Genomic DNA, 19,630 nt, shown 5'->3' on the forward strand with positions numbered 1-19,630 from the left:
GCCGGGGATCTCGCTAATAATCGAGAATCTCATAGTTTGTGCCTGGGAGCGTTACTCGGCTGCCTCGTCAGCAGCGGCCTCGCTCTGGGTGATGTAAGCAGCCTCGGCAACCATGTCGTCGACATTAGCCTTGGCCTGCTCGACCATGTCCTGGTAGCCGTTCTTGATGCGCATGCCGCACGCGATACCCTGCACGCAGGCATTCTTTACCGGAGCGCTGGTAAGCAGCTTGATGCCGGCCGTGCCAAGCAGAAAACCGCCACCGACAAGCAGGGTATTGAACGTCGACTTCTTCATGTTGCTTCTCCCTTTTGCCGCATTGGACGCGGCATGGTGCTTCAGCACCCGAGTAAACAAGTTTGCTCGAGCACGCTTTTGAAATATCTCAATTTTATCTAACTATCTAGGTCAGCCATGGCTAACCTTTTGAAAATTAACGATGCGGAGTAACCGATTGTCAATGTGAGAAAGGGACTGTCCCTTTGCCCCTTCTTACAACTGCCAGGTAGCTGCTTCCTTTTGCAGCGCCACCATGCGGGCGAATTCTCCACCTGCCGCCTTGAGCTGCGCCGGAGTGCCCTGCTCGGCAACCACACCATCCTTGAGTACAACGATTTTGTCGGCATTTTCCACCGTACGCATACGGTGGGCAATAACGATAACCGTCTTACCTGCAAGCAGACGGGAGAGCGCCTGCTGAACCACGGTCTCGTTCTCCACATCCAAGCTCGCTGTTGCCTCGTCCAGCAACACAATCGGGGCGTCTTTGAGCAGCGCGCGGGCGATGGAGATGCGCTGGCGCTCACCGCCGGACAGCTTGGAGCCGTTCTCGCCGATCATGGTGTCATAACCCTGCGGCATGCGGCTCACAAACTCGTCGCAGTTGGCGGCACGCGCGGCAGCAAGCACTTCCTCATCGGTGGCATCGCGACGACCAAGACGGATGTTTCCCATCACCGTGTCGTCAAAGAGCAGCACGTCTTGGAACACAATGGTGTAGTCGCGCAGCAACACCTCGGGATCCACGCTCGCAACATCCACGCCACCCACGGTGACCGTGCCTTCGGTGGCATCCCAAAAGCGTGCGGCCAGGCGGCTCACCGTAGACTTACCGGAACCCGAAGGACCGACCAGTGCCGTGACCTCGCCTTCCTTGGCGGTAAAGCTCACATCGGTAAGAACTTTCTCGCCGGCGCGGCCGTCCTCGCCCGCACCATAGCCAAATGCCACGTGATCGAACACCACATCGTGGCCTACGGGCTCAAACTGCTCGCTGCCCCGCGCCACGGGCTCCTCCATGATGGAACGCATGCGCTTGGCCGACGACTCGGCGGCAAACAGCTCGGACATCAGCATCAGCGCCTGATCAAAGGGCGCATAGATGCGGCTCACCATAAGCAGAAAGGCAAACATCATCAAAAAGTCGACCTGGCCGGAGGCGACCATCGCAGCGCCCGTGACCAACGTGGTGGCAATCCCCAGGCGCAGGATGGCAAAGGCGGAGTTGACCAAAAGCCCATTGGCGAGCTCGCCTCTGGTGGTCTCGCGCTCCTCGGCATCGATCACGGCGTTGAGCCCCTCAAGATAATGAGCCTCCTGGTTGGTGGCGCGGATCTCGCGCACGCAGTCAAGCGTCTCCTGGATCGCCTCGGTAACCTTGACCTTCTCGGCGCGCACATGGTCGAACACCGGGGTCATGGGGCCGCGCGTTAGATACAGCACGGCAAAGGCCACGGGCACGCTCCAAAACGCCGCGATCGCCAGCTGCCAGCAAAAGAACAGCGACGCCACGAACACAATGGCGCTTGCGATGATGGCACCCCAAAGCTCTCCCAGCACGTGGCTGTAGGCGTGCTCCATGGCCTGGACGTCGCCCATGATGGTCTCGGTTAAATCGGCCAGATCACGACGGCCAAAAAACGACAGCGGCAGCTTGCGAAAGCGCTCGGCAATCTCCATACGCTGCTTGCCGCACTCCTCGTAAAAGATGCAGTAGGTGTAGTAATACTGCTGCCAGTTAGAGGCAAAGAGCAACACGAAAAAGACCAGGAGGCCGCCCACAATCGGCAGGGCATCCGGCAGGTCGGCACCGGTGGCGAGATGTTCGACAAAACCGGCCATGACCAGGAACAATAAGCCCATGCCGGCCATGGTAATGAGATTGGTGAGCGCGGTCCAGAAAATGCCGCGTTGTACGCCGGCGACGCCTTTATCGGATAGGAAGTACTTCTTTTGGAATGAGGCGAACATTTAGGCCTCGCCTCCCTTCGTGACGGCGGCATCCGCGGCAGCAGTGATCTTCCAGCTCGCGGCCTGTTCGTATTCGGCCCACATCTTGGCGTATAGACCGTTTTGGGACAGTAGCTCGGCATGGGTGCCAGTCTCCTGCACGCTACCTTGGTTGAGCACCACGATCTTGTCGGCCCCCACCACGGTCGAAAGCCGGTGCGCGATCATAATGACTGTGCGACCCGCCGCCAGTTTGCTAAAGGCACGCTGGATGAGCGCCTCGTTCTCGGGGTCGGCAAACGCTGTGGCCTCGTCGAGCACCACGATAGGCGCGTCTTTAAGGATCGCGCGGGCGAGTGCCACGCGCTGGACCTCGCCGCCCGAAAGATATGCTCCGCCGGCACCGAGCATGGTGTTAATACCCCGCGGGAGCTTGGCCACAATGTCGTCGCACTGAGCTGCGGAGAGGGCCGCACGCACTTCGTCGTCAGTGGCCGTAGGCTTGGAAGCGCGCACGTTATCGGCAAGTGTTTGCCGGAACAGCTGGTTGGTCTGGAACACGAAGGCGACCTGGTCCATAAGCTCGTGCGGATCCATATCGCGAACGTCCACACCGCCTACGAGCACACGGCCTGCGGAAACATCCCAAAAACGCGGGATCAGGCTGGCGCAGGTTGACTTACCGCCGCCCGAGGGACCCACCAGGGCGAGGGTGCTACCAGCGGGAACGCTGAAACTCACATGGCTAACGGCAGGTGCTTCGGCACCTTCGTACGTAAAGCTCACGTCCTCAAAGCACACATCGCTACCGGCGGAGTGCTTGGGCTGGGCAGGCACGGAGAGCCGCTTGGAATCCATGACGCTTCGAATGCGAGCCAGCGAATCGGCACTCATCTGAGAGGCCTCGCCCACAAACATGAGCTTGGTCATGGCCGTCGGTACCACGGCCGAAAATATCGCGTAAAACGTGAAGTTGGTCATAAAGCGTGCAAAGTCCGTCTCGCCCGGCGCCAACAGCAACGCCACGGGCAACAGGAATGTCACAAGACCATTGAGCGCGGTAAGGTTGAGTACCTGCGGACCTCGGCAAAACGTGCCCGCATAGCTTTGTGCCATGTCGGCGTATTCGGCGATCGCGTCGTGGAACGCCTTAAAGGAATAGACCGTCTGCTGAAACACCTTGACCACGGGAATGCCGCGTACGTATTCGGTACCGGTCTTGTTCATCTTGACCAGCGCGCCCATGTAGGCCTTCATGAACTCGGCGCCCTTGCCGCTCATCATGGTGGCCATGGCGCAAAACGAAACGACGACCGAGATTAGGCATGCCGCGCCCAAGCGCCAATCGAGGGCGAAAAGCAGCACGAGCAGACCTGCGACCATGGCGGTGGCGCCGGCGATATCGGGCAGCATGTGCGCGAGCAGTGTCTCGGTTGAGGCGGCGCATCCGTCTACGATACGGCGCAGCTCACCGGTGGCGTGCGTGTCAAAGTAGCCGAGCGGCAGCTTAAGCAGATGCTCGCTCGTAGCCTTGCGGATATTGGACGCGCAACGAAACGCGGATAGGTGTGTGCACATGAGCCCCACGAAATAAATCACGATGCTTGCCAGGGCAAAGCCCACAGCCCACCAGCCATACGTCGCGATGCCGCAGGCTTCGCTCCAGTTAGGTGCCACGGCGATCAGATCGCGCGCGACAAGCCAAATGCACACGAACGGGCCAAAGCTCAGCAGCTGCGAGAGCGCCGAGAGGGCCATGCCCAAATACGTTAGGAATTTACGGTCACCGGCATATGCAAGTAGCTCGCCGATGCCGCCGCCTTCCTTTTTTGATCCCTTTGCCATGAGATTCCTTTCTAACGGCTTGAGAGTTAACCGTAAGAAACTTATCATGGGCGTGTTAGCCGAGGCACACAATTGGGCCAGGCGTGGACGTTTCCGCAAAGGAAGGGGACGCTTTTGAAAATGCGGCGGGCGGCAACCGATATAACCGAGCTCTACGCACCGCAGTTTGAGCAGTTTGGCTTGGAGTTCTCCGGCAAGGGCGCCGTCTTTACCGGTGAGGTGGCAAACGATCGGGCGCACGGACGCGCATGGATCATGCCCCTCTCCCCCACCTGCATCGTCATGGAGCATTTCATTACCCCGACGCACAACATGCACCTAGCCGAATACACGCCCGAACCGTACGCGTGCGTGAGCGAAGTCAGCGCGCCCACGCTCAGGTGCATGCCCGAAGCCGGCATAACGCCTGCGAACCTCAAGCCGCTGCATGGGCCGTGGCCGAACAGCGCGATCTGCAGCTTTGTCCAAGACAGCTGCGGCGAGGAGCTAAGCCCGCTATTTGCAGGGCAGCTCTACCACTCGCGCTCGGTCCTCTTTTTGCCCGGTTATTTTGACGAACTGGAGCACCGCTATCCCACCGAGTTCGCGGGAATCTTCGAGGCGTTTGCCGAGCCATGGCACGAGGAGGCGACGTCTGCCATCTGCCACACGCTGCGTCGGATTAACGAGGAACGCGCCCGCACCGTAGGCGGACACGTCTATATGCAAGGCATCGTGGAGACCATGGTCGCGGAGCTCGCCTGTTCGCGCGCGGCCCACAAGCAGGCGCAGCAGGCGGCAGACACACGCGCCAGCGTGACCATTGCCGAGGAAGCAACGGTAATGATTGAGCGCGCGCTCGACAAAGGCAGGCGTGTGGGTATCAACGAGGTGGCCGAGAGGCTCTACACAAGCCGCTCCAAGCTATGCGCCACCTTTAAAGCCCAAACTGGCGAGTCCCTGGGCGTCTACATTCGCAGACGCCGTATGGAACGAGCACAGGACCTTTTGGCCGATAGCTCGCTCACGATAGCGCAGGTCGCAGAGCGTCTAGGCTACCCTCAGCAGGCCGCCTTCGCCCAAGCCTTCAAGCAACACACCGGCACCACCCCCACCACCTGGCGCTCCCAACATATATAAAGAATGAAGGCGCCAACGGCACCCTCATTCACTCTATTCCATTCAGCCCGCCTGACCCGAACGGCCGAGTCGTCACGAAACCGAGGGGCCGGGCGCAGGGCCTTGCCTCTCAATGAGTTCCCTTCAAAACAATGGGCGTGCCGACGGCACCCCCATTCACTCTATTCCATTCAGCCCACCTGACCCGAACGGCCGAGTCGTCGCAGAACCCGGGAGCCCCGGCAGGGCGGGTGCTTGCTCAAAATGAGTTCCGCACGCAAAGAAGGCCACTTAATGTGGCCTTCGTCTTGCGCAGGACTGTTTGAAATTTTGAGGAAGCACCCGCCCTGCCGGGGCTCCCGGGTTCCCGCTTACGAGAGCGACGTTCTCAGCAACTCGTTGAAGAGCTTCGGGTTGCCCTTGCCGCGGCTCGCCTTCATGCACTGGCCCACCAAAAAGCCGATGACCTTCTGGTTGCCGTCACGATACTGCTGCGCCTGCTCGGCACAGTTTGCCAGCACCTCGTCCACGATCGGCTGCAACGCACCGGCATCGCTCACCTGACGCATACCACGCTCGTCGACGATCTTGTTGGGATCGTCACCGGTCTGGGCCATGGCCTCAAAGACCTCGTGCGCCTGGTTGGAGCTGATGGCATCGGTCACCAGCAGCTTGGCCAGCGCTGCTACCTGAGCCGGCGCGATGCCGGACTCGGCGAGCGACACGCCTGCGCTCTTAAGGTAGGCGATCATCTCGTTGACCAGCAGGTTTGCGACCGTCTGGGCCTCCTTGCCAGCCATACCGGCAGCGGCAGCCTCAAAGAACTCGGCAAACTCGGGGTCGCCCGCGATCTGCTCGGCATCGGTCGCCTTAATACCAAAGTCGGCCTCAAAACGAGCGCGCTTGGCATCGGGCAGCTCGGGGATCTCGCCACGGCAACGATCGATAAACTCGTCGTCCAGGTCGAACGGAGCCAAGTCGGGATCGGGGAACAGACGATAGTCGTCGGCCGTTTCCTTCACACGCATGACCACGGTGCGCTTGCGGCTGGGCTCCCAGTGGCGGGTCTCCTGATAGATGATGCCGCCCTCCTCGAGCACCTCGGCCTGACGGCAGATCTCGTAGGCAAGGCCGTCATGCAGGCTCTTAAACGAGTTGAGGTTCTTGAGCTCGGTCTTGGTACCCAGCTTGGTCTCGCCGCGGCGGCGCAGCGACACGTTGCCATCGCAGCGCATGGAACCCTTCTCCATGGAGCAGTCCGAAATGCCCAGCGTCACAAAGATGCGGCGGAGCTTCTCCATAAACAGGCGAGCCTCCTCGGGCGTGCGCAGGTCGGGCTCGGTGACGAGCTCGATCAGCGGCGTGCCGCAGCGGTTGTAGTCGACGAGCGACTCGGCCGCGGCGGTAATGCGGCCCTCGGCGCCGCCCACGTGGACCATCTTGGCGGCGTCCTCCTCCATGTGGATGCGCAGGATGCGGATGGGCACCGTGTAGGAACCGTCCTCGCGACGCTCGGGCATCTGCAAGTTGGACGCGTCATAGCTGGCCAGGTGGCCGGCGCGCTGGTTGCCCTCGCGCATGGTCGACGTCATGGACGTGGACAAGCCCTCGGCGTTGGCCGAGGCGCTCGCCAGGCTCTGGGCCTCGGCCTCGCCAAACGCGCATTCGGGGCGCTCGGCGGCACCGCGACCGGTCACATCCAGATCAAGGTGACCGTACATGGCAAAGGCGACCGGACCCTGCGTGGTCTGGAAGTTCTTGGCCATATCGGGATAGAAGTAGTGCTTGCGGTAGAACATCGAGTGGCGCTGGATCTCGCAGTTGGTGGCCAGACCCGCCTTGACGATGCTCTCGATAGCGCGCTTGTTGGGCACCGGCAGGGCGCCGGGCAGGCCCAGGCACACCGGGCACACGTTGGCGTTGGGCTCGTCATCGTGGCTGAGCTTGCAGTTGCAGAACATCTTGGTATCGAGTGCGGTGAGCTCGGTGTGGATCTCCAGGCCGATCACGGCCTCCCAATCCTGCAGGACCTCGGAAAGCTCCTTCATTACAGCTCGCCTCCCTTCCCGGCAAAATCGGGCGCGACGGAAAGCACGGGCGCGCCCGTGGCGGCATCGGCAAAGCCGCGCTCCAGGGCGCGGGCAAACGTGAGCAGCTGACGGTCCTTAAACGCCGGGCCCACCAGCTGAGCAGAAACGGGCAGCTGAGTGTCCTCGCCCAGGCCCAGCGGCACCGAGATGCCGCCGTTGCCGCAAATGTTGAGCGAGATGGTGTACAGGTCGGAGAGGTACATCTGCGTGGGGTCGCTGATCTCGCCAAACTTAAAGGCCGTGCGCGGCGAGGCTGGCATGAGGATGGTGTCCACCTTGGCATACGCGGCGTCGTAGTCCCGCGTGATGAGCGTACGGGCCTTTTGCGCAGCGTAGTAGTACTTGTCGTACACGCCCGAGCTCAGCAGGTAGGCGCCGAGCATCTGACGGCGCTTGGCCTCGGCGCCAAAGCCGTGGGCGCGCGAAAGCGAGCTCTGGTCGGACAGGTTGGCGCAGCCCTCCTCCTGATAGCCGTAGCGAATGCCGTCGAAGCGGGCCAGGTTGGAGAACGCCTCGGCCGGGCCGATGACGTAGTAGGCGGCGATGGCGGCATCCAGGTGCGGCAGGTCGACCTCGACCAGCTCGGCGCCCTGGTTCTGCAGCTCCTGGGCGGCGCGCTGAACAGCGGCCTTGACCTCGGGCGTCAGGCCCTCGGCCTCCATAAACGCGGGGATGATGCCCACGCGCTTGCCCTCGATGCTGTCGTTGAGATGCTCGGTAAAGTCGACGGCGCAATCCTGGCTGGTGCAGTCGTACGGATCGTGGCCCGCGCCGGTAAGCGCGTTCATGGCCAGCGCGACATCCTCGACCGTGCGGCCAAAGGGCCCCACCTGGTCGAGCGACGAGCCAAAGGCGACCACGCCGTAACGGCTCACGGCGCCATACGTGGGCTTAAAGCCCACCACGCCGCACAGCGACGCCGGCTGGCGAATGGAGCCGCCGGTGTCCGAGCCCAGCGAGAGCGCGACCTCGCCCGCGGCGACGGCGGCAGCGGAGCCGCCCGAAGAGCCGCCGGGCACGCGCTCGGTATCCCAGGGGTTGTTGGTGCGGTGGAACGCCGAGCTCTCGGTGGAGCTGCCAAAGGCAAACTCGTCCATGTTGGCCTTGCCCATGGGCAGGCAGCCGGCATCCAGCATGCGCTGGACGCAGGTGGCGGTGTAGACGCTCTGGTAGTTCTCGAGCATGCGGGAAGCGCAGGTGGTGCGCGTGCCCACGAGGTTCATGTTGTCCTTGATGGCCAGCGGCACGCCCGCGAGCGGGGGCAGGACCTCGCCGGCGGCGCGGCGGGCGTCGATTTTGGCGGCGGCCTCAAGTGCGAGCTCGGGCGCTATCTGCAAAAATGCCTGGACCCCGCCCTCGCGTGTCTCGATGGCAGCAAGGGAGGCCTGGGCCACCTCGGTAGCGGTAAAGTCGCCGGCGGCAACGCCCGCGGCAATCTGGGCGGCGGTAAGGGAATCGAAGCTTAGCGCCATTATTCGCTCTCCCCCTCTCCCAAAATGGACGGCACGCGGAAGTAGCGCTCACGCGCGCTGCCGGCGTTTTCGAGCGCGACGTCGAGCGGCAGGTCGCGCTCGGGCTCGCGCAGGTCGTCGCCCATCACGTTGGACAGGCTTCCGATGGGATGGAACGTGGGCTCCACGTCGGGTAAGTCATATTGCAGGACGGGCTCGAGCATCTGGACGGCGTCATTCATGTAGGACGTCATCTGGGTGAGCTCGTCATCGGTCAGTGCGATCTTTGCGTACTCGGCGATGCCGCGCACGTCTTTCTCGCTGAGTGCCATAGGCGCTCCCTTCCGCATAACAGATAAACCGCTCTAGTATACAAGCCAACGCCGCTTGGAGCAGGTGCTTTACCCAAATGCAGCGAAAACGTAACGAGGGCGGCGGATGCGTCCCGGCGGTTATGCAGCAAAATCTGCATCGTCACAATGCAAAAACCGTCCCGCCCACAACGAAAACCATCACAACATTCGACGCTTTTCGCCAAAATCGAGATTTTCATCGAATGTTGTGATGGTTTGGAAGCTCCGACCACCACAAAGGTACCTGTCCCCATTGTGGTGGTTCTGAACGATGTCTTATGCCGAGGCCTTGGCCTTGCGGCGCTTACGGACCGCGTGGATCACGATGTCCAGCAGCAACAGCACAATGGCTACGACCACGATGAGCACGGCAAACTCGCGCTTGCCCCAGTGGCGCCCGGCCAGCGACTTTTGCTTGTCGACGTCCTTCTTGTTGTACTTGGTGCGCACGCAATGCACCAGCAGGCGATGGTCGTTCACGCCGTAGGGCGTGCAGGTGACGAGCGTCACCTTGTCGGCGCCAGGCTCGATGGTCAGCGACTCCATCTCCTCAGGCAGCACCACCTCGGAGTCCACCATCTTGTAGGCGAGCGTCTTGTTCATGGTGTGCAGCAGCACCAGGTCGCCGGGCTCCAGCGAGTGGATGTCGTCGAACATGCTCAGGTTGCGCATACCCGAGTGCGCGGTGAGCACGCAATGCGTCGAGGTGCCGCCCACCGGCAGGCTCGTGCCCTCCAGGTGGCCGACGCCCGCCATGAGGACTTCTTCGCTCGTGCCGTGGTAGATAGGCATGCTCACGTCGATGGAGGGGATCTCGACCCAGCTCATCATGGGGTCGCGGTCAAAGATGAGCTGCTGGGCGTAGGGCTCGATCTGGTCGGCGGGAAGCTCGGTGGCCTCGCCCGCCAGCTGCTCGTTATAGGAGCGCGCCTGCAGCAAGATGCGCTCGCGCTCCTCGGCAGAGAGCGCGTCCACGGTGCTGGACACGGTGCTGATCTGGTTGAACACGCCCGAGGCCTCGAGCCGGTCCAAGATCCACGGCCAGGTCATAAGGCCCACGCCAATAAGGATGATGACGATGGTGATGAGACGGTCGGCCCAGCGCGGCAGCCGCTTGCGGCGGCGCTTGGGCTTTTGTTGAGGTTTGGGCTGAGGGCTTGAGCCGCCGTTGGCCGCGGCGTTATTGCTCTTCATATGTTTGGCGCCCTGCACCATCGCCGGTCACTCCTCTACAACTCAAGTTGTCTAAACAAATAATAGCCGAATTGCGAGCCTCCACGCCGGACAACGCAACTAGGACCGAAACGCCGCCTACAGTTCGAATTCTTGGAGACCTTCTACAGCGCTTCTTGCCATGGATATTCCTTTCCAAAAATGCGATCGACTTCGAGCTGAATTCGCTCATCGTCGATTGCCGCCAAAGATAGCGCAAGCGAAATGTCGTCGACACGGGAGGAGCCGGCAAACACGGGTGCATAGCGCCACACTTGGATCATCGCCGTTTCGTTATCCGGCAACTCCCCATCTGCGACTTCGAGGTCGCTCAGTTGACGCCATGCACTTTTTAAGACGGCCTTTTGTTCCATGCCCGGCGCAGCGAGCATCGAACGCGCAGCGAGCGCCGTCTCCCCGGCGTCAACAAGATAGTCGATCTGCTGCGTCTTCCTTGCAAAAAAGACCTTTGAGACAGGCGAGGAGAGCTCTGCCATGTGCTCGCTGAGCAGAAGATCAACGGCAACAGGGAACACGAAGACACGCCGCTCGCGACGCTCGCGTCTCGCGAGCCCCCTGTCAACAAGCTCGGTTATGGCCTCACTCGCGCGGCTTGCCGAAATCCCAAGCGCACGACAAAGGTCATAGGGACGATATGGCTCCTGGGCTGCTCCCCAGATTGCGGCAGCCTGCGCGTTGGGTGACATCTTGGTCGCGTGGTTGCGAAACCGGGCACCGCCCCTCTCCGTGCAGGCTGTGCCCATAAATGGAAGAAAAGCCTGTCTGCCTGGGCAGACAAAGGGAATCCCTTGTGCGATCAATGCTTTGCGCTGACGTGCATCGGCATCAGGAAACGAAACGACAACAGGAGTCTCCGCGCGCAAGGCTAGCTGACTATAGACTCTCTTAGCCTCGGGAAGCCCGACGCCAGTAGGCAAACTTGCAAGCAAAAACGAAAAACCGTTTGCGTCAACAGCGCGGACCTCAATCGTCCGCAGATGCAGCGGCAAGTGTGCGGATCCAGGCCAAGTTTTGGTCTTGGCGGAAAGGCCTAGTGCTTCTTGTAAGTAGATTAGCGCTTCGTTCATTTCCTTTGTTTTCGTTCGATTCCAGTTTGTATTGGAATTATACATAATTTTCGGAATTAATGAGATACCGTTCGTGCCTAAGCCCATATTTGCGTTTTCAAAATGTCCCGAATCGGCGGGGTGATTCGGGATACAATAGCTACAGGAAACGACGCACCCCGCGTAAGTACTTAGGAGCGCGGGCGACCAGTTTCCGACGTTGTTAAATGCCCGGGCTCCGAACCCCGGGCATTCTTATTTGCGCTTGTTGCGGCGCAAATGCCTTCTACCGTCCGCACCGCGCGTGCGCCTACGGACCTTAAACCGAACCTCATACGAGTCGAGAAACGCGATGACGAACGTGCCAACCGCCGCGAGGGCGGCGAGCGCGTTAAGGAATTTCAGCATTTGGGGACCTCCGATCGAGTCGTCGGCCGCCCGCGCACGGGATGCGTCGCAAGGATATTTTACTGCGAGTGTATGCACCCACGCCTGGTAAACGCGATTTTGACAAACATTTGTTCGATAGTTACACACGGTTCCTCGCCCAGCGGAGCCTGGCCGCATTGTCCGGATTTGCCCGACGTGTTTGCGTTTTCAAAATGTCCCGAATCGGCGAAACGATTCGGGATAGAATAGCTACAGGAAACGACGCACCCCGCGTAAGTGTACGAGAGCGCGGGCGGCCTAGTTTTCAGCTTTTGTTAAATGCCCGGGATCCGACCCCCGGGCATTCTTATTTGCGCTTGTTGCGGCGCAAATGCCTTCTACCGTCCGTACCGCGCGTGCGCCTACGGACCTTAAACCGAACCTCATACGAGTCAAGAAACGCGATGACGAACGTGCCCGCATCGGACGATGGAGGCTGGCTGCGTTATCCCAAAAGAACGGGGCAGACTCCAGTGCGGAGTCTGCCCCGAAAAGAGAATGGCAAAGCAAGAACGTGGATGGACGAGAAAAGTGTCCGCAAGTCTCATGGCCATCACATCCCACCTGCCAAAGGGATGGGTGAGTGAGCGTTACTCCTGCTCGGACTCCTCGGCCTGCTTACGGCTGCGGATGAGGTGAGCCACGCCGATGCACAGCACCGCGCCACCAGCGATCCAGGTGAAGGTCACGCCGTTGAGACCGGTCAGCGGGAGGTTGGAGCCCTTCTTGTTCTGGATGGTGACGGGGATTTTGGTCGTGGTCACATTTCCACCAGTCGCAGGAGCGGCCATGCTGGAATTGGACGTCACTTTGAGCTCTTTAAGCGTGCCGTCTGTATTGTATTCAGGCGCCACCGTGATTTCGAAGTCGGCAATGGTGTTGTAGCCCGCAGGTGTCTTGCTCTCAGAAATCAGATATGTGCCTGCAACAAGTCCGGGAATAGAGACCTTGTTGCCAGCCTCCGTAGTTTCAAACGTGTAAGCGTCATTTACGTCATTACTGAAGCTGCCGTCTTGCTTCAACCATTTTTCAACGCTGTTATCGGACCCTTCCTTAATCATTTTGACCGTAAAGCCAGCATCGAGTTTCGCAGACGAGTTATCCGGGTCGATCTTAGTGACATCGAAGCCGAAGACGTAATCAGCGACCTTCTTCGATTCGGAAGTGCCGGTGCCGTTAGACATGGGATCGTTGGAGTAGACAAGCTTGACCTCGTTGGTGTTACCGGCAGCCGTGTATTCGGCATCGCTGGTGAGTTTAGCCTGATAGGTCACAACGACATTTGAAATGTCACCGGCTGCAATGCTGGCGTTGGTGGTGTCTACGATGGCCTTAAGGTCAGCAAAAGAGACCTTGAGCAATTCTGTCTTGGAATCCTTGGCCTTGGTCGCAGTTGCCGTATAGCCCTTGCTAGCATCATGCTTGACCTCAGCATGAGTGCCGTCTTTTTTAACGATATAAACCTTAAGATTCAACGGGTTGCCATTGGCATCCTTCACAACATCCAGACCTTTGCTCAGCGTATCCTGGAATTCGTACTGATATTTATCATACGAAGTAATATTGTCCGCTACGGTACCAGTCAGCCTGTAGTCGATTACCTGCCCAATCCAGGCGTCGCCCACGTTCTTCCAGCTATCCGTTTCAGCGTTATCGGCCGTCTTGCCCTTAGTGTCATCGAGAATCTGCTTATTGACCGTAGGAATGCTGGTCTTCTCGGTAACCTCTACATCGCCGGCGCCCACGACGGCATAAATCGGCGAAGTAGCAGTATTCTTGCTGCCGGTCGTCGACTCATCCGAAGCCAAAGTGTCCGCGTCAGTCAGAAACAGGTAATAACCAGATTTATCGAAAGAAACCTTGGTATCCGCCCCAAACGAAGCCACTCCAACGCCCGTCGGGTTAGTCGGATTGACATTCTTCGCAACCAGTCCAGCAAGCGTATTGAGCAAATCGGTGTCTTTGAGAACCGTCGTATTTGTGGTCCCGGTAATGTTGGCAGTCAGCCAATTGGCAACATCCTGCGGGCTGGCATCGGTTTTCAGATCGTCTGCTTTATCATTATTATAGTCGTTGATGGCATCAATAATGGCTTTTTGCGTCTTGTCATTAACGCCAGTTGCCCACTTAACATTCGAAACGACCTTGTCAGTCTTGCCAGTCTTGCCGCTCTCATCCACGACATCGGCCTCGAAAATCTGGTAGGCCTTGTACTTCACGCTGCCATTATCGTTCTTCTTTTTGATCGTGATGCTATTGGTCGTAGCCGTCGCACCCTCAGCAAACGCCATGGTCACCGGGGCTATGACGCCGCCGAAGCTCAGAGCTGCGGTGAGGCCGGCGGTTACTGCCAGGCGTGCGATGTTCTTGTTCATGCTCATCTTCTTTTCCTCCATTTTCCGGTTGGTTCTCATTCGATCGATCATCATCTGTCTGTGTCTTAGCATCTACTTCGCTACGTCTCGCCCCGCTCTCTGTGGGGCTGCCAGCTACTCTTTATGGCTGCCACCTCCCCGCTTGACCAGGAGCGCGACCACGATGAGCGCGGCTCCGGCGACCGCTGCGGCGACCGCGGCGTACATTGCCATATCGCCAGTCGAGGGCATAAAGCCTCCGGTGGTAATGCTAGGGGGTGTGCCGGTGGGCGTGTTAATGAGCGACGCCTCCAGGCTGCCCGTCGACCCGTCCGCGCTGTCGGCGCGCAGGGGCGACTCGGCCGTGATGGTGAGCTTGGGCTTGGCGGCGGCCACCTGGTCGACGTCCAGGCCCTCGGCCTTGACCGTCACGGAGCGCGTGCCCTCAAAGGCGGTGTAGCCCTTGGGCGCCTTGAGCTCGCGGACCTCCAGCTTGCCCGAGTCCACGCCCGAGACGGTCACGCGGCCGTCCTCGCCCGTGGTGACGGTGGCCTTGCCCTCCGCATCCCACGTGCCGTCGGCCGCCAGCGTGCGGCCGCGGTCGTCGGCGATGCTCAGGACTGCCCCAGCAAGCGGCTTGTCGCCGTCGCTGCCGCGCTTGGTGAGTGCGAGATCCCAGGTGTAGGCGCACGCATCGTCGCTCGGCGTGCGGGTGAAGCCGGCGTCGCCGGACTGGTCGGCAAAGGGAGAGCGCGGGTAGCGCAGGTAGACCTCGTTGGGGTTGCCCTTCGCGATGCCGTGGTTGCATGCGCTGTTGAGCGGCGCATTGTACACGGCGACCACGCGGGCGCCCGCGGCGAAGGCGTCGGCCCCGCCGAGCGCGGCGATCAGGTCGCCGGTGCGCACGGTGAAGGTCTTGCCGTCGGCCGCTACCTTGGTGGCGCACTGGGCCGTGATATCGGTCCAGCCCTTCGCGGCTTCGACGCCGGCGCGGCCGTCCTTACCGGCCGAGACGGCGTCGAAGCCGCCGTCCGCGCCCGCCGCCACGTACACGCGCATGCTCGCGGCCACCTTAGAGGGGTCGAGTCCCGCGCTCATGGTGTCGACGAACCGCACCGTGTAGGTGTCGTAGGCGGTGAGCCCGGCCGGGACCGTGGCAGAGAGGCGCCAGTACAGGTCGTCGGCGACCGTGGCGTCGGCGGCCTTCTGCCATGCGGCGGTGCTGTCCTCCAGCACATGCTTTTGGACCTTGGGGGTCGCCGCCTTGGGCTTGACGGTGACGGCGCTGCCGCCCACCAGCGCCATAATCGGCGCGGTGCCGGCCTCGCCCTGGGCGATGGCGTCGTCGTCGGCGACGATGAGCCAGTAGCCACAGGGCAGCTTGGCCTCCGTACCCGCGTTAAGGGCCACGGACACGGCGCCAGAGTTCTGGAGGGAACGAGCGAGCCGTGCGCTCAGCGCGCTCGTAAGGCGGGAATCGGTGTTGAGCCACTCGGCAGCTTCCTGTGCGGTGGTCTGGGAATTGGGCATGCCGGCGCTGTGCAACACAGGCAGCGCGGCGTCGCGCACGGCATCGCTTGCCCAGACAAGGTCGGTGGCGATCTTGGCGTCGTTGTCGTCATCGACGACGTTGGCGTCAAAGATCTGGTAGGCGTCGTAGCAGCGCGCCACGGTGCCTGTCACCGTGATGGATCCGGTCGCGCTCGGCGCGGCCTGCGCGGATGCGGGGAACACAACCGTGCAGGTGCCGATCAAGAGGGCGAGCAGCGCAAACAAGATCGGGAAGGAGCAAACTTTCTTATTCACGACGCTCGCCTCCCTTCGCATTCGCCTTGCGACGAATGTGCATCCAGGCCGCAGCAGCGCAAAGCGCCGCCGCGCCGGCAAGGTACGTCAGAGTGACGCCCGACATACCAGAAAGGGGCAAAGATGTGGAGTAGGTGTTGGTGAAGGTGGGGGTAGTGTCGGGAAACTCGTGGTCCTTATTATCGGTGTCTTTCCACGTACCGCCGGGGTCAACGGTTCCCTTCCTGTAGGTCACCGCACAGTCGATTCCTCCTTGGGTGTTATCCTTTGCCACAACCTTGAACCTATAGACCGACTGATCAAACTTGTAATGCGGATAGGTCGAGCTTTCGTACTTCTCGCGCACATAGTACGTGAAGGTCTTGGAACCATTGTTAAGGTCCGTGAGCTTATATGTCTTCGACTTGAAATCGACCGTGCTCGTCGCATTACCGTTTTTTTCAGTTTTGACATTCGCAGGATCAGGATTAATTGTTACCGTTTCCGGTTTGGTGAAGTTCGGGTCGTCCTCGTTCGCGAGTTCGAATGTGAACGCCTTCATCTCGCCACCATCAACCTTCTTGGTCACCTGAGGCGTCCAAGAGCCCTTGGGTTTGTATGCATTAGTAAAGGTCTTGTCGGTGTTGCCATCGGTGATCTTAATGGAGACATCGCTACCGTTGTTCGGAGTAAACGTTTTCGCCTCATTATTTTTGAGATTAGTAACCCTTACATTCGTAACTAAAAAGTAGATGTAATCAATATCCAGCACCGGCCGCTCTTCGGTTGTAGTTGTAAGCTCAATCTTGTAGATGGTCTGGTCGTAGTCCACGCCAGGGACGCGATCCGCAACGTTGCCGGGGTCCTCAACGAGGTAGTAGACGTTCGTTCCAGCGGAGTGGACCCTGCCCAAATCAAAGACAAAGTTACCTTCAGCGTCGTTCGTGGCCCCATCGTCATCGCCAACTATTGAACAGCCATTGAGCTGCAATTTGCCATCATCATTATTATTAAAGCTAGGGACACCACCGCTCTCGCCCGGCTCCAAGAGTTGGAACCTGAATTTTCCCGCATCATCCGCAGTAAGCGCGCGGCCTTCCAGTGCCTTAGTGCCGTTGAGCTTCATCTTGGAATACACGTTCACCTGCGTGGTGGAGCCAGCGATTACGTCACCGTTGGTCATGACTCCGCCTCCGTGGATGTTGGAGCGGTTGCCCGTGATGAAGAGGGACGCAGCCGCAGTAGCAGCATCCTTATCATACTGAATCGGCTCAGATTTAAGGCCAATCATGTACTTAGCTTGGGCGCCCTCGTACTTGCCGATAGACGTTGGTGTTTTGTCGATCGTGCCCGACCAATTGGCAGCTCCACCACCAAGCATCTGTCCCGTTACGGCAGCGATATACGGCAGCGATTCAGCGTTAGCACTATCGCGAATAAGAAAAAGATCCTGGTGACCGGCTTTTTTAAAGTCTTCAGTTATTTCGCCGCCTTCGTGGTTAGGGCGCCAATCCGCGTCATCGTTCTTGTCGTGGGTGCCGCCCGATCGGTTATAACCACTACCGTCAGGTTTACCGTCATAATTACCGAAAATCGCGATGCCATTGGTATCGGTAATGGCAGTCTTACCAGTCGGGCAAGCGGCAAACCCGCCGCCAAAGCCACTGGCATGATTGTTGGTAATCAGCGCATTATATATATTGAGGCTCGCCGGCTGAACGTTGTTGTCGCTGCTGCCCTGGACGAATACGCCACCGCCGCCCCAGTCGTTGGTGGTATTGGTCGTATTGTTAGTGATGTAGGCTTTCTTGCCGCTCACATTAAATTCGCCAACTGTAGGCGCAGCGATACGGATGCCGCCACCCTCTGAGTTTTGCGCCACATTGCTGGCGATGATTCCACCATAAAACGCAAACCCGGAAAGAGGTTTATTCCAAGCGCCAGCATAAACGCCGCCGCCAGCCTCGGCAGAGTAGTTGCCCGTGATGTAGCCGCCGCTAATAACCAGACCGCCTTTTTTCTGTCCCTGATTGTGGCTAAAGGCAGCAATGCCGCCACCACCGTGACAACCGTTACCTTTGTGTCCTTCATCGGTATAGAACTGATATTTGTTGTTAGTAATGTAACCATTCGTAATGGTCACCATAGAGTCCTCAGCACAAATTCCCGCGCCATAACCGACTTCATTATCATTTGTACCGTTACCGGAGATAATACCGCCAACCATGTTTACCGTAGAATTCAGGGCATAAACGCCGCCGCCACTGGGGGCATAGTTACCAGCGATTACGCCGTCAGAGATGTCAAGAGTTGAGTTCTCGACAGAAATACCCGCACCAGCGGCGCCCTCCGGACAATATCCGCCGCAGACATACCCGCCGTCCACGCTGATGGCCGAACTGCCCGCTGCGTACACCAAATTTTTGACACAGTTGTTTTTATCCTGCGTAATCATGCCGCTCTCAAGATTGAGGTGGCCACCGCTATTGATTACGATGAGCCTCAAGTCCTTTGAGCCTGAGCACGCCACGATGGCACCCTTGACATGAGCCTTATACGCCTTAAGAGTCTCGGTTGTACGGGTTCCGCTTGCGACCGATTCGGTTACGTAGTAGGTAAGGCCAGTCGGAATGCCATTGGAAGTATCGTATTCCATTAAAGCGAGATTGCCGCATTTATTTGTTTGAGAAGTCGTAGTCTCTGTCGCGGCAACTTGCTGACCGTCCTTGACAGTCAACGTTGCGCCGCCGGTTATGTTGAATAGGGGCTGGCTCTGACTTGTATACTTAATTTTGCAGCCATTTAAATCCAGCGTGATATTGCTGCCGTCCTTGTTAAGCGCGATTGTCTCGCCGGTCTCGACATCATTCATAAGCTTGAAGCTAGCAACACCGCTTGCATTTGCCAGTTTTTTCAAGTCGTCAGCTGTTCGTATTTCAGTGGATGCCGTTTTAGTCTGCCCGCCTTCCGCAGCCAGCATTACGGCATTGCCATCCGACAACTCGCCATCTTCGGCCTGCAGCTTACCTTCAGGCTGACCCTGCTCAACACCATTTGAAGGGTCGGCTTCGTCGCCCGCAGCATCGTCACTATTCTGGTTTTCGGTATCCCCGTTGTTGGTGTTGCCTACATCAGTAGACTCACTTGAGGAACCCCCCCCATCACAGTTTCCTCGGTAGAAACCGTCTGGGCATCGTTGGCAATGGCCTGCGAGATCGGAGGCATGACGAGCGACAGTACCAGGCTCAAAACGGAGGCTCCGCACAAAACGCCTGCCAGCACACGGCGCGTCGCTTTATTACTCTGCTTAGATTTATCCGAATTCGCTTTCATCGATGTCTCCTCCCCAAGAGACCGCGATCTTGCTCTTTCACCATCAAACTTGGGCGCGCAACCTATAATTGCTCGCGCTCGATATGCATATTATTACTCTTTGTTTAAACAACGCAAGCCTAACAATGTCAGTTTTGCTTTACGTTGCCTTAACTTCTTGACAATTATTCAAACTATGCATTGTTTTTCGAGGGTTAAATTTCGGAAAGACGCTGGTAAACTCGTTAGCAAATCTAGATAAATGACACTTTATCATTGTTTGTACAACACTTTGTTTTAACCCGCTCAATCTGTGAACGGTCAAAATTGCGCCGTGAATGGCAGTATATCTACCTGGAAATATTAGTTATGAGCTAATTGGTCAATTACTGCACAACTAGCGTG

Annotated in this window: 12 protein-coding genes; 1 reads left to right on the forward strand and 11 read right to left on the reverse strand. The window is 58.8% G+C overall.

Annotation, left to right across the window (positions count from 1 at the left end):
* Positions 1 to 51 precede the first annotated feature (51 nt).
* The 3 genes from DWV32_RS04955 to DWV32_RS04965 all read right to left on the reverse strand — a co-directional run bounded on the left by DWV32_RS04955 (position 52) and on the right by DWV32_RS04965 (position 4,074).
* Positions 52 to 297, reverse strand: coding sequence for a DUF6110 family protein (locus DWV32_RS04955; protein WP_055250999.1), 246 nt, complete (start codon positions 295 to 297; stop codon positions 52 to 54).
* A gap of 195 nt (positions 298 to 492) precedes the next feature.
* On the reverse strand, positions 493 to 2,250 hold the full coding sequence (locus DWV32_RS04960; RefSeq protein WP_117757422.1) for an ABC transporter ATP-binding protein: 1,758 nt from the start codon (positions 2,248 to 2,250) through the stop codon (positions 493 to 495).
* A complete protein-coding gene (locus tag DWV32_RS04965) occupies positions 2,251 to 4,074 on the reverse strand; it encodes an ABC transporter ATP-binding protein (RefSeq protein WP_187361824.1) in 1,824 nt (607 codons plus the stop codon).
* Between the two features lie 120 nt (positions 4,075 to 4,194).
* Between DWV32_RS04965 and DWV32_RS04970 the strand changes: the two genes are divergently transcribed.
* Positions 4,195 to 5,193, forward strand: coding sequence for an AraC family transcriptional regulator (locus DWV32_RS04970; RefSeq protein ID WP_158566064.1), 999 nt, complete (start codon positions 4,195 to 4,197; stop codon positions 5,191 to 5,193).
* A gap of 350 nt (positions 5,194 to 5,543) precedes the next feature.
* Here DWV32_RS04970 and gatB read toward each other — a convergent pair whose 3' ends face one another.
* The 8 genes from gatB to DWV32_RS05015 form a co-directional block, all read right to left on the reverse strand.
* On the reverse strand, positions 5,544 to 7,220 hold the full coding sequence (gatB, locus tag DWV32_RS04975; protein WP_117757424.1) for an Asp-tRNA(Asn)/Glu-tRNA(Gln) amidotransferase subunit GatB: 1,677 nt from the start codon (positions 7,218 to 7,220) through the stop codon (positions 5,544 to 5,546).
* The gene (gene gatA, locus DWV32_RS04980) at positions 7,220 to 8,734 is read right to left on the reverse strand and encodes an Asp-tRNA(Asn)/Glu-tRNA(Gln) amidotransferase subunit GatA (RefSeq protein ID WP_117757425.1); all 1,515 of its coding nucleotides are present in this window, start codon (positions 8,732 to 8,734) and stop codon (positions 7,220 to 7,222) included. Before gatA ends, gatB begins: the two co-directional genes overlap by 1 nt.
* Positions 8,734 to 9,045 (reverse strand): Asp-tRNA(Asn)/Glu-tRNA(Gln) amidotransferase subunit GatC, encoded by a 312-nt coding sequence (gene gatC / locus DWV32_RS04985; RefSeq protein ID WP_117716772.1) that lies wholly within the window; start codon positions 9,043 to 9,045, stop codon positions 8,734 to 8,736. Before gatC ends, gatA begins: the two co-directional genes overlap by 1 nt.
* Before the next feature lie 297 nt (positions 9,046 to 9,342).
* On the reverse strand, positions 9,343 to 10,260 hold the full coding sequence (locus tag DWV32_RS04990; RefSeq protein ID WP_158566066.1) for a class C sortase: 918 nt from the start codon (positions 10,258 to 10,260) through the stop codon (positions 9,343 to 9,345).
* A 143-nt stretch (positions 10,261 to 10,403) separates the two neighbouring features.
* On the reverse strand, positions 10,404 to 11,366 hold the full coding sequence (locus tag DWV32_RS10125; RefSeq protein ID WP_147346214.1) for a MarR family transcriptional regulator: 963 nt from the start codon (positions 11,364 to 11,366) through the stop codon (positions 10,404 to 10,406).
* 998 nt (positions 11,367 to 12,364) lie between these two features.
* A complete protein-coding gene (locus DWV32_RS05005) occupies positions 12,365 to 14,149 on the reverse strand; it encodes a SpaA isopeptide-forming pilin-related protein (protein WP_158566070.1) in 1,785 nt (594 codons plus the stop codon).
* A gap of 114 nt (positions 14,150 to 14,263) precedes the next feature.
* Positions 14,264 to 15,934 carry an isopeptide-forming domain-containing fimbrial protein gene (locus tag DWV32_RS05010; RefSeq protein WP_158566072.1) on the reverse strand — a complete coding sequence of 557 codons (1,671 nt, stop codon included), beginning with the start codon at positions 15,932 to 15,934 and terminating at the stop codon, positions 14,264 to 14,266.
* The gene (locus DWV32_RS05015) at positions 15,927 to 19,178 is read right to left on the reverse strand and encodes a Spy0128 family protein (protein ID WP_147346215.1); all 3,252 of its coding nucleotides are present in this window, start codon (positions 19,176 to 19,178) and stop codon (positions 15,927 to 15,929) included. Before DWV32_RS05015 ends, DWV32_RS05010 begins: the two co-directional genes overlap by 8 nt.
* Positions 19,179 to 19,630 lie beyond the last annotated feature (452 nt).

It is taken from the genome of Collinsella sp. AF04-24 (assembly GCF_003465685.1).
In the GTDB taxonomy this organism is placed as follows: Bacteria; Actinomycetota; Coriobacteriia; order Coriobacteriales; family Coriobacteriaceae; genus Collinsella; species Collinsella aerofaciens_AP.

Coding starts and splice junctions, on each gene's coding strand:
- DWV32_RS04990 (WP_158566066.1), bottom strand. CDS start 10,260: ATGAAGAGCAATAACGCCGCGGCCAACGGCGGCTCAAGCCCTCAGCCC.
- DWV32_RS04960 (WP_117757422.1), bottom strand. CDS start 2,250: ATGTTCGCCTCATTCCAAAAGAAGTACTTCCTATCCGATAAAGGCGTC.
- gatC (WP_117716772.1), bottom strand. CDS start 9,045: ATGGCACTCAGCGAGAAAGACGTGCGCGGCATCGCCGAGTACGCAAAG.
- DWV32_RS04955 (WP_055250999.1), bottom strand. CDS start 297: ATGAAGAAGTCGACGTTCAATACCCTGCTTGTCGGTGGCGGTTTTCTG.
- gatB (WP_117757424.1), bottom strand. CDS start 7,220: ATGAAGGAGCTTTCCGAGGTCCTGCAGGATTGGGAGGCCGTGATCGGC.
- DWV32_RS05005 (WP_158566070.1), bottom strand. CDS start 14,149: ATGAACAAGAACATCGCACGCCTGGCAGTAACCGCCGGCCTCACCGCA.
- DWV32_RS04970 (WP_158566064.1), top strand. CDS start 4,195: ATGCGGCGGGCGGCAACCGATATAACCGAGCTCTACGCACCGCAGTTT.
- gatA (WP_117757425.1), bottom strand. CDS start 8,734: ATGGCGCTAAGCTTCGATTCCCTTACCGCCGCCCAGATTGCCGCGGGC.
- DWV32_RS10125 (WP_147346214.1), bottom strand. CDS start 11,366: ATGAACGAAGCGCTAATCTACTTACAAGAAGCACTAGGCCTTTCCGCC.
- DWV32_RS04965 (WP_187361824.1), bottom strand. CDS start 4,074: ATGGCAAAGGGATCAAAAAAGGAAGGCGGCGGCATCGGCGAGCTACTT.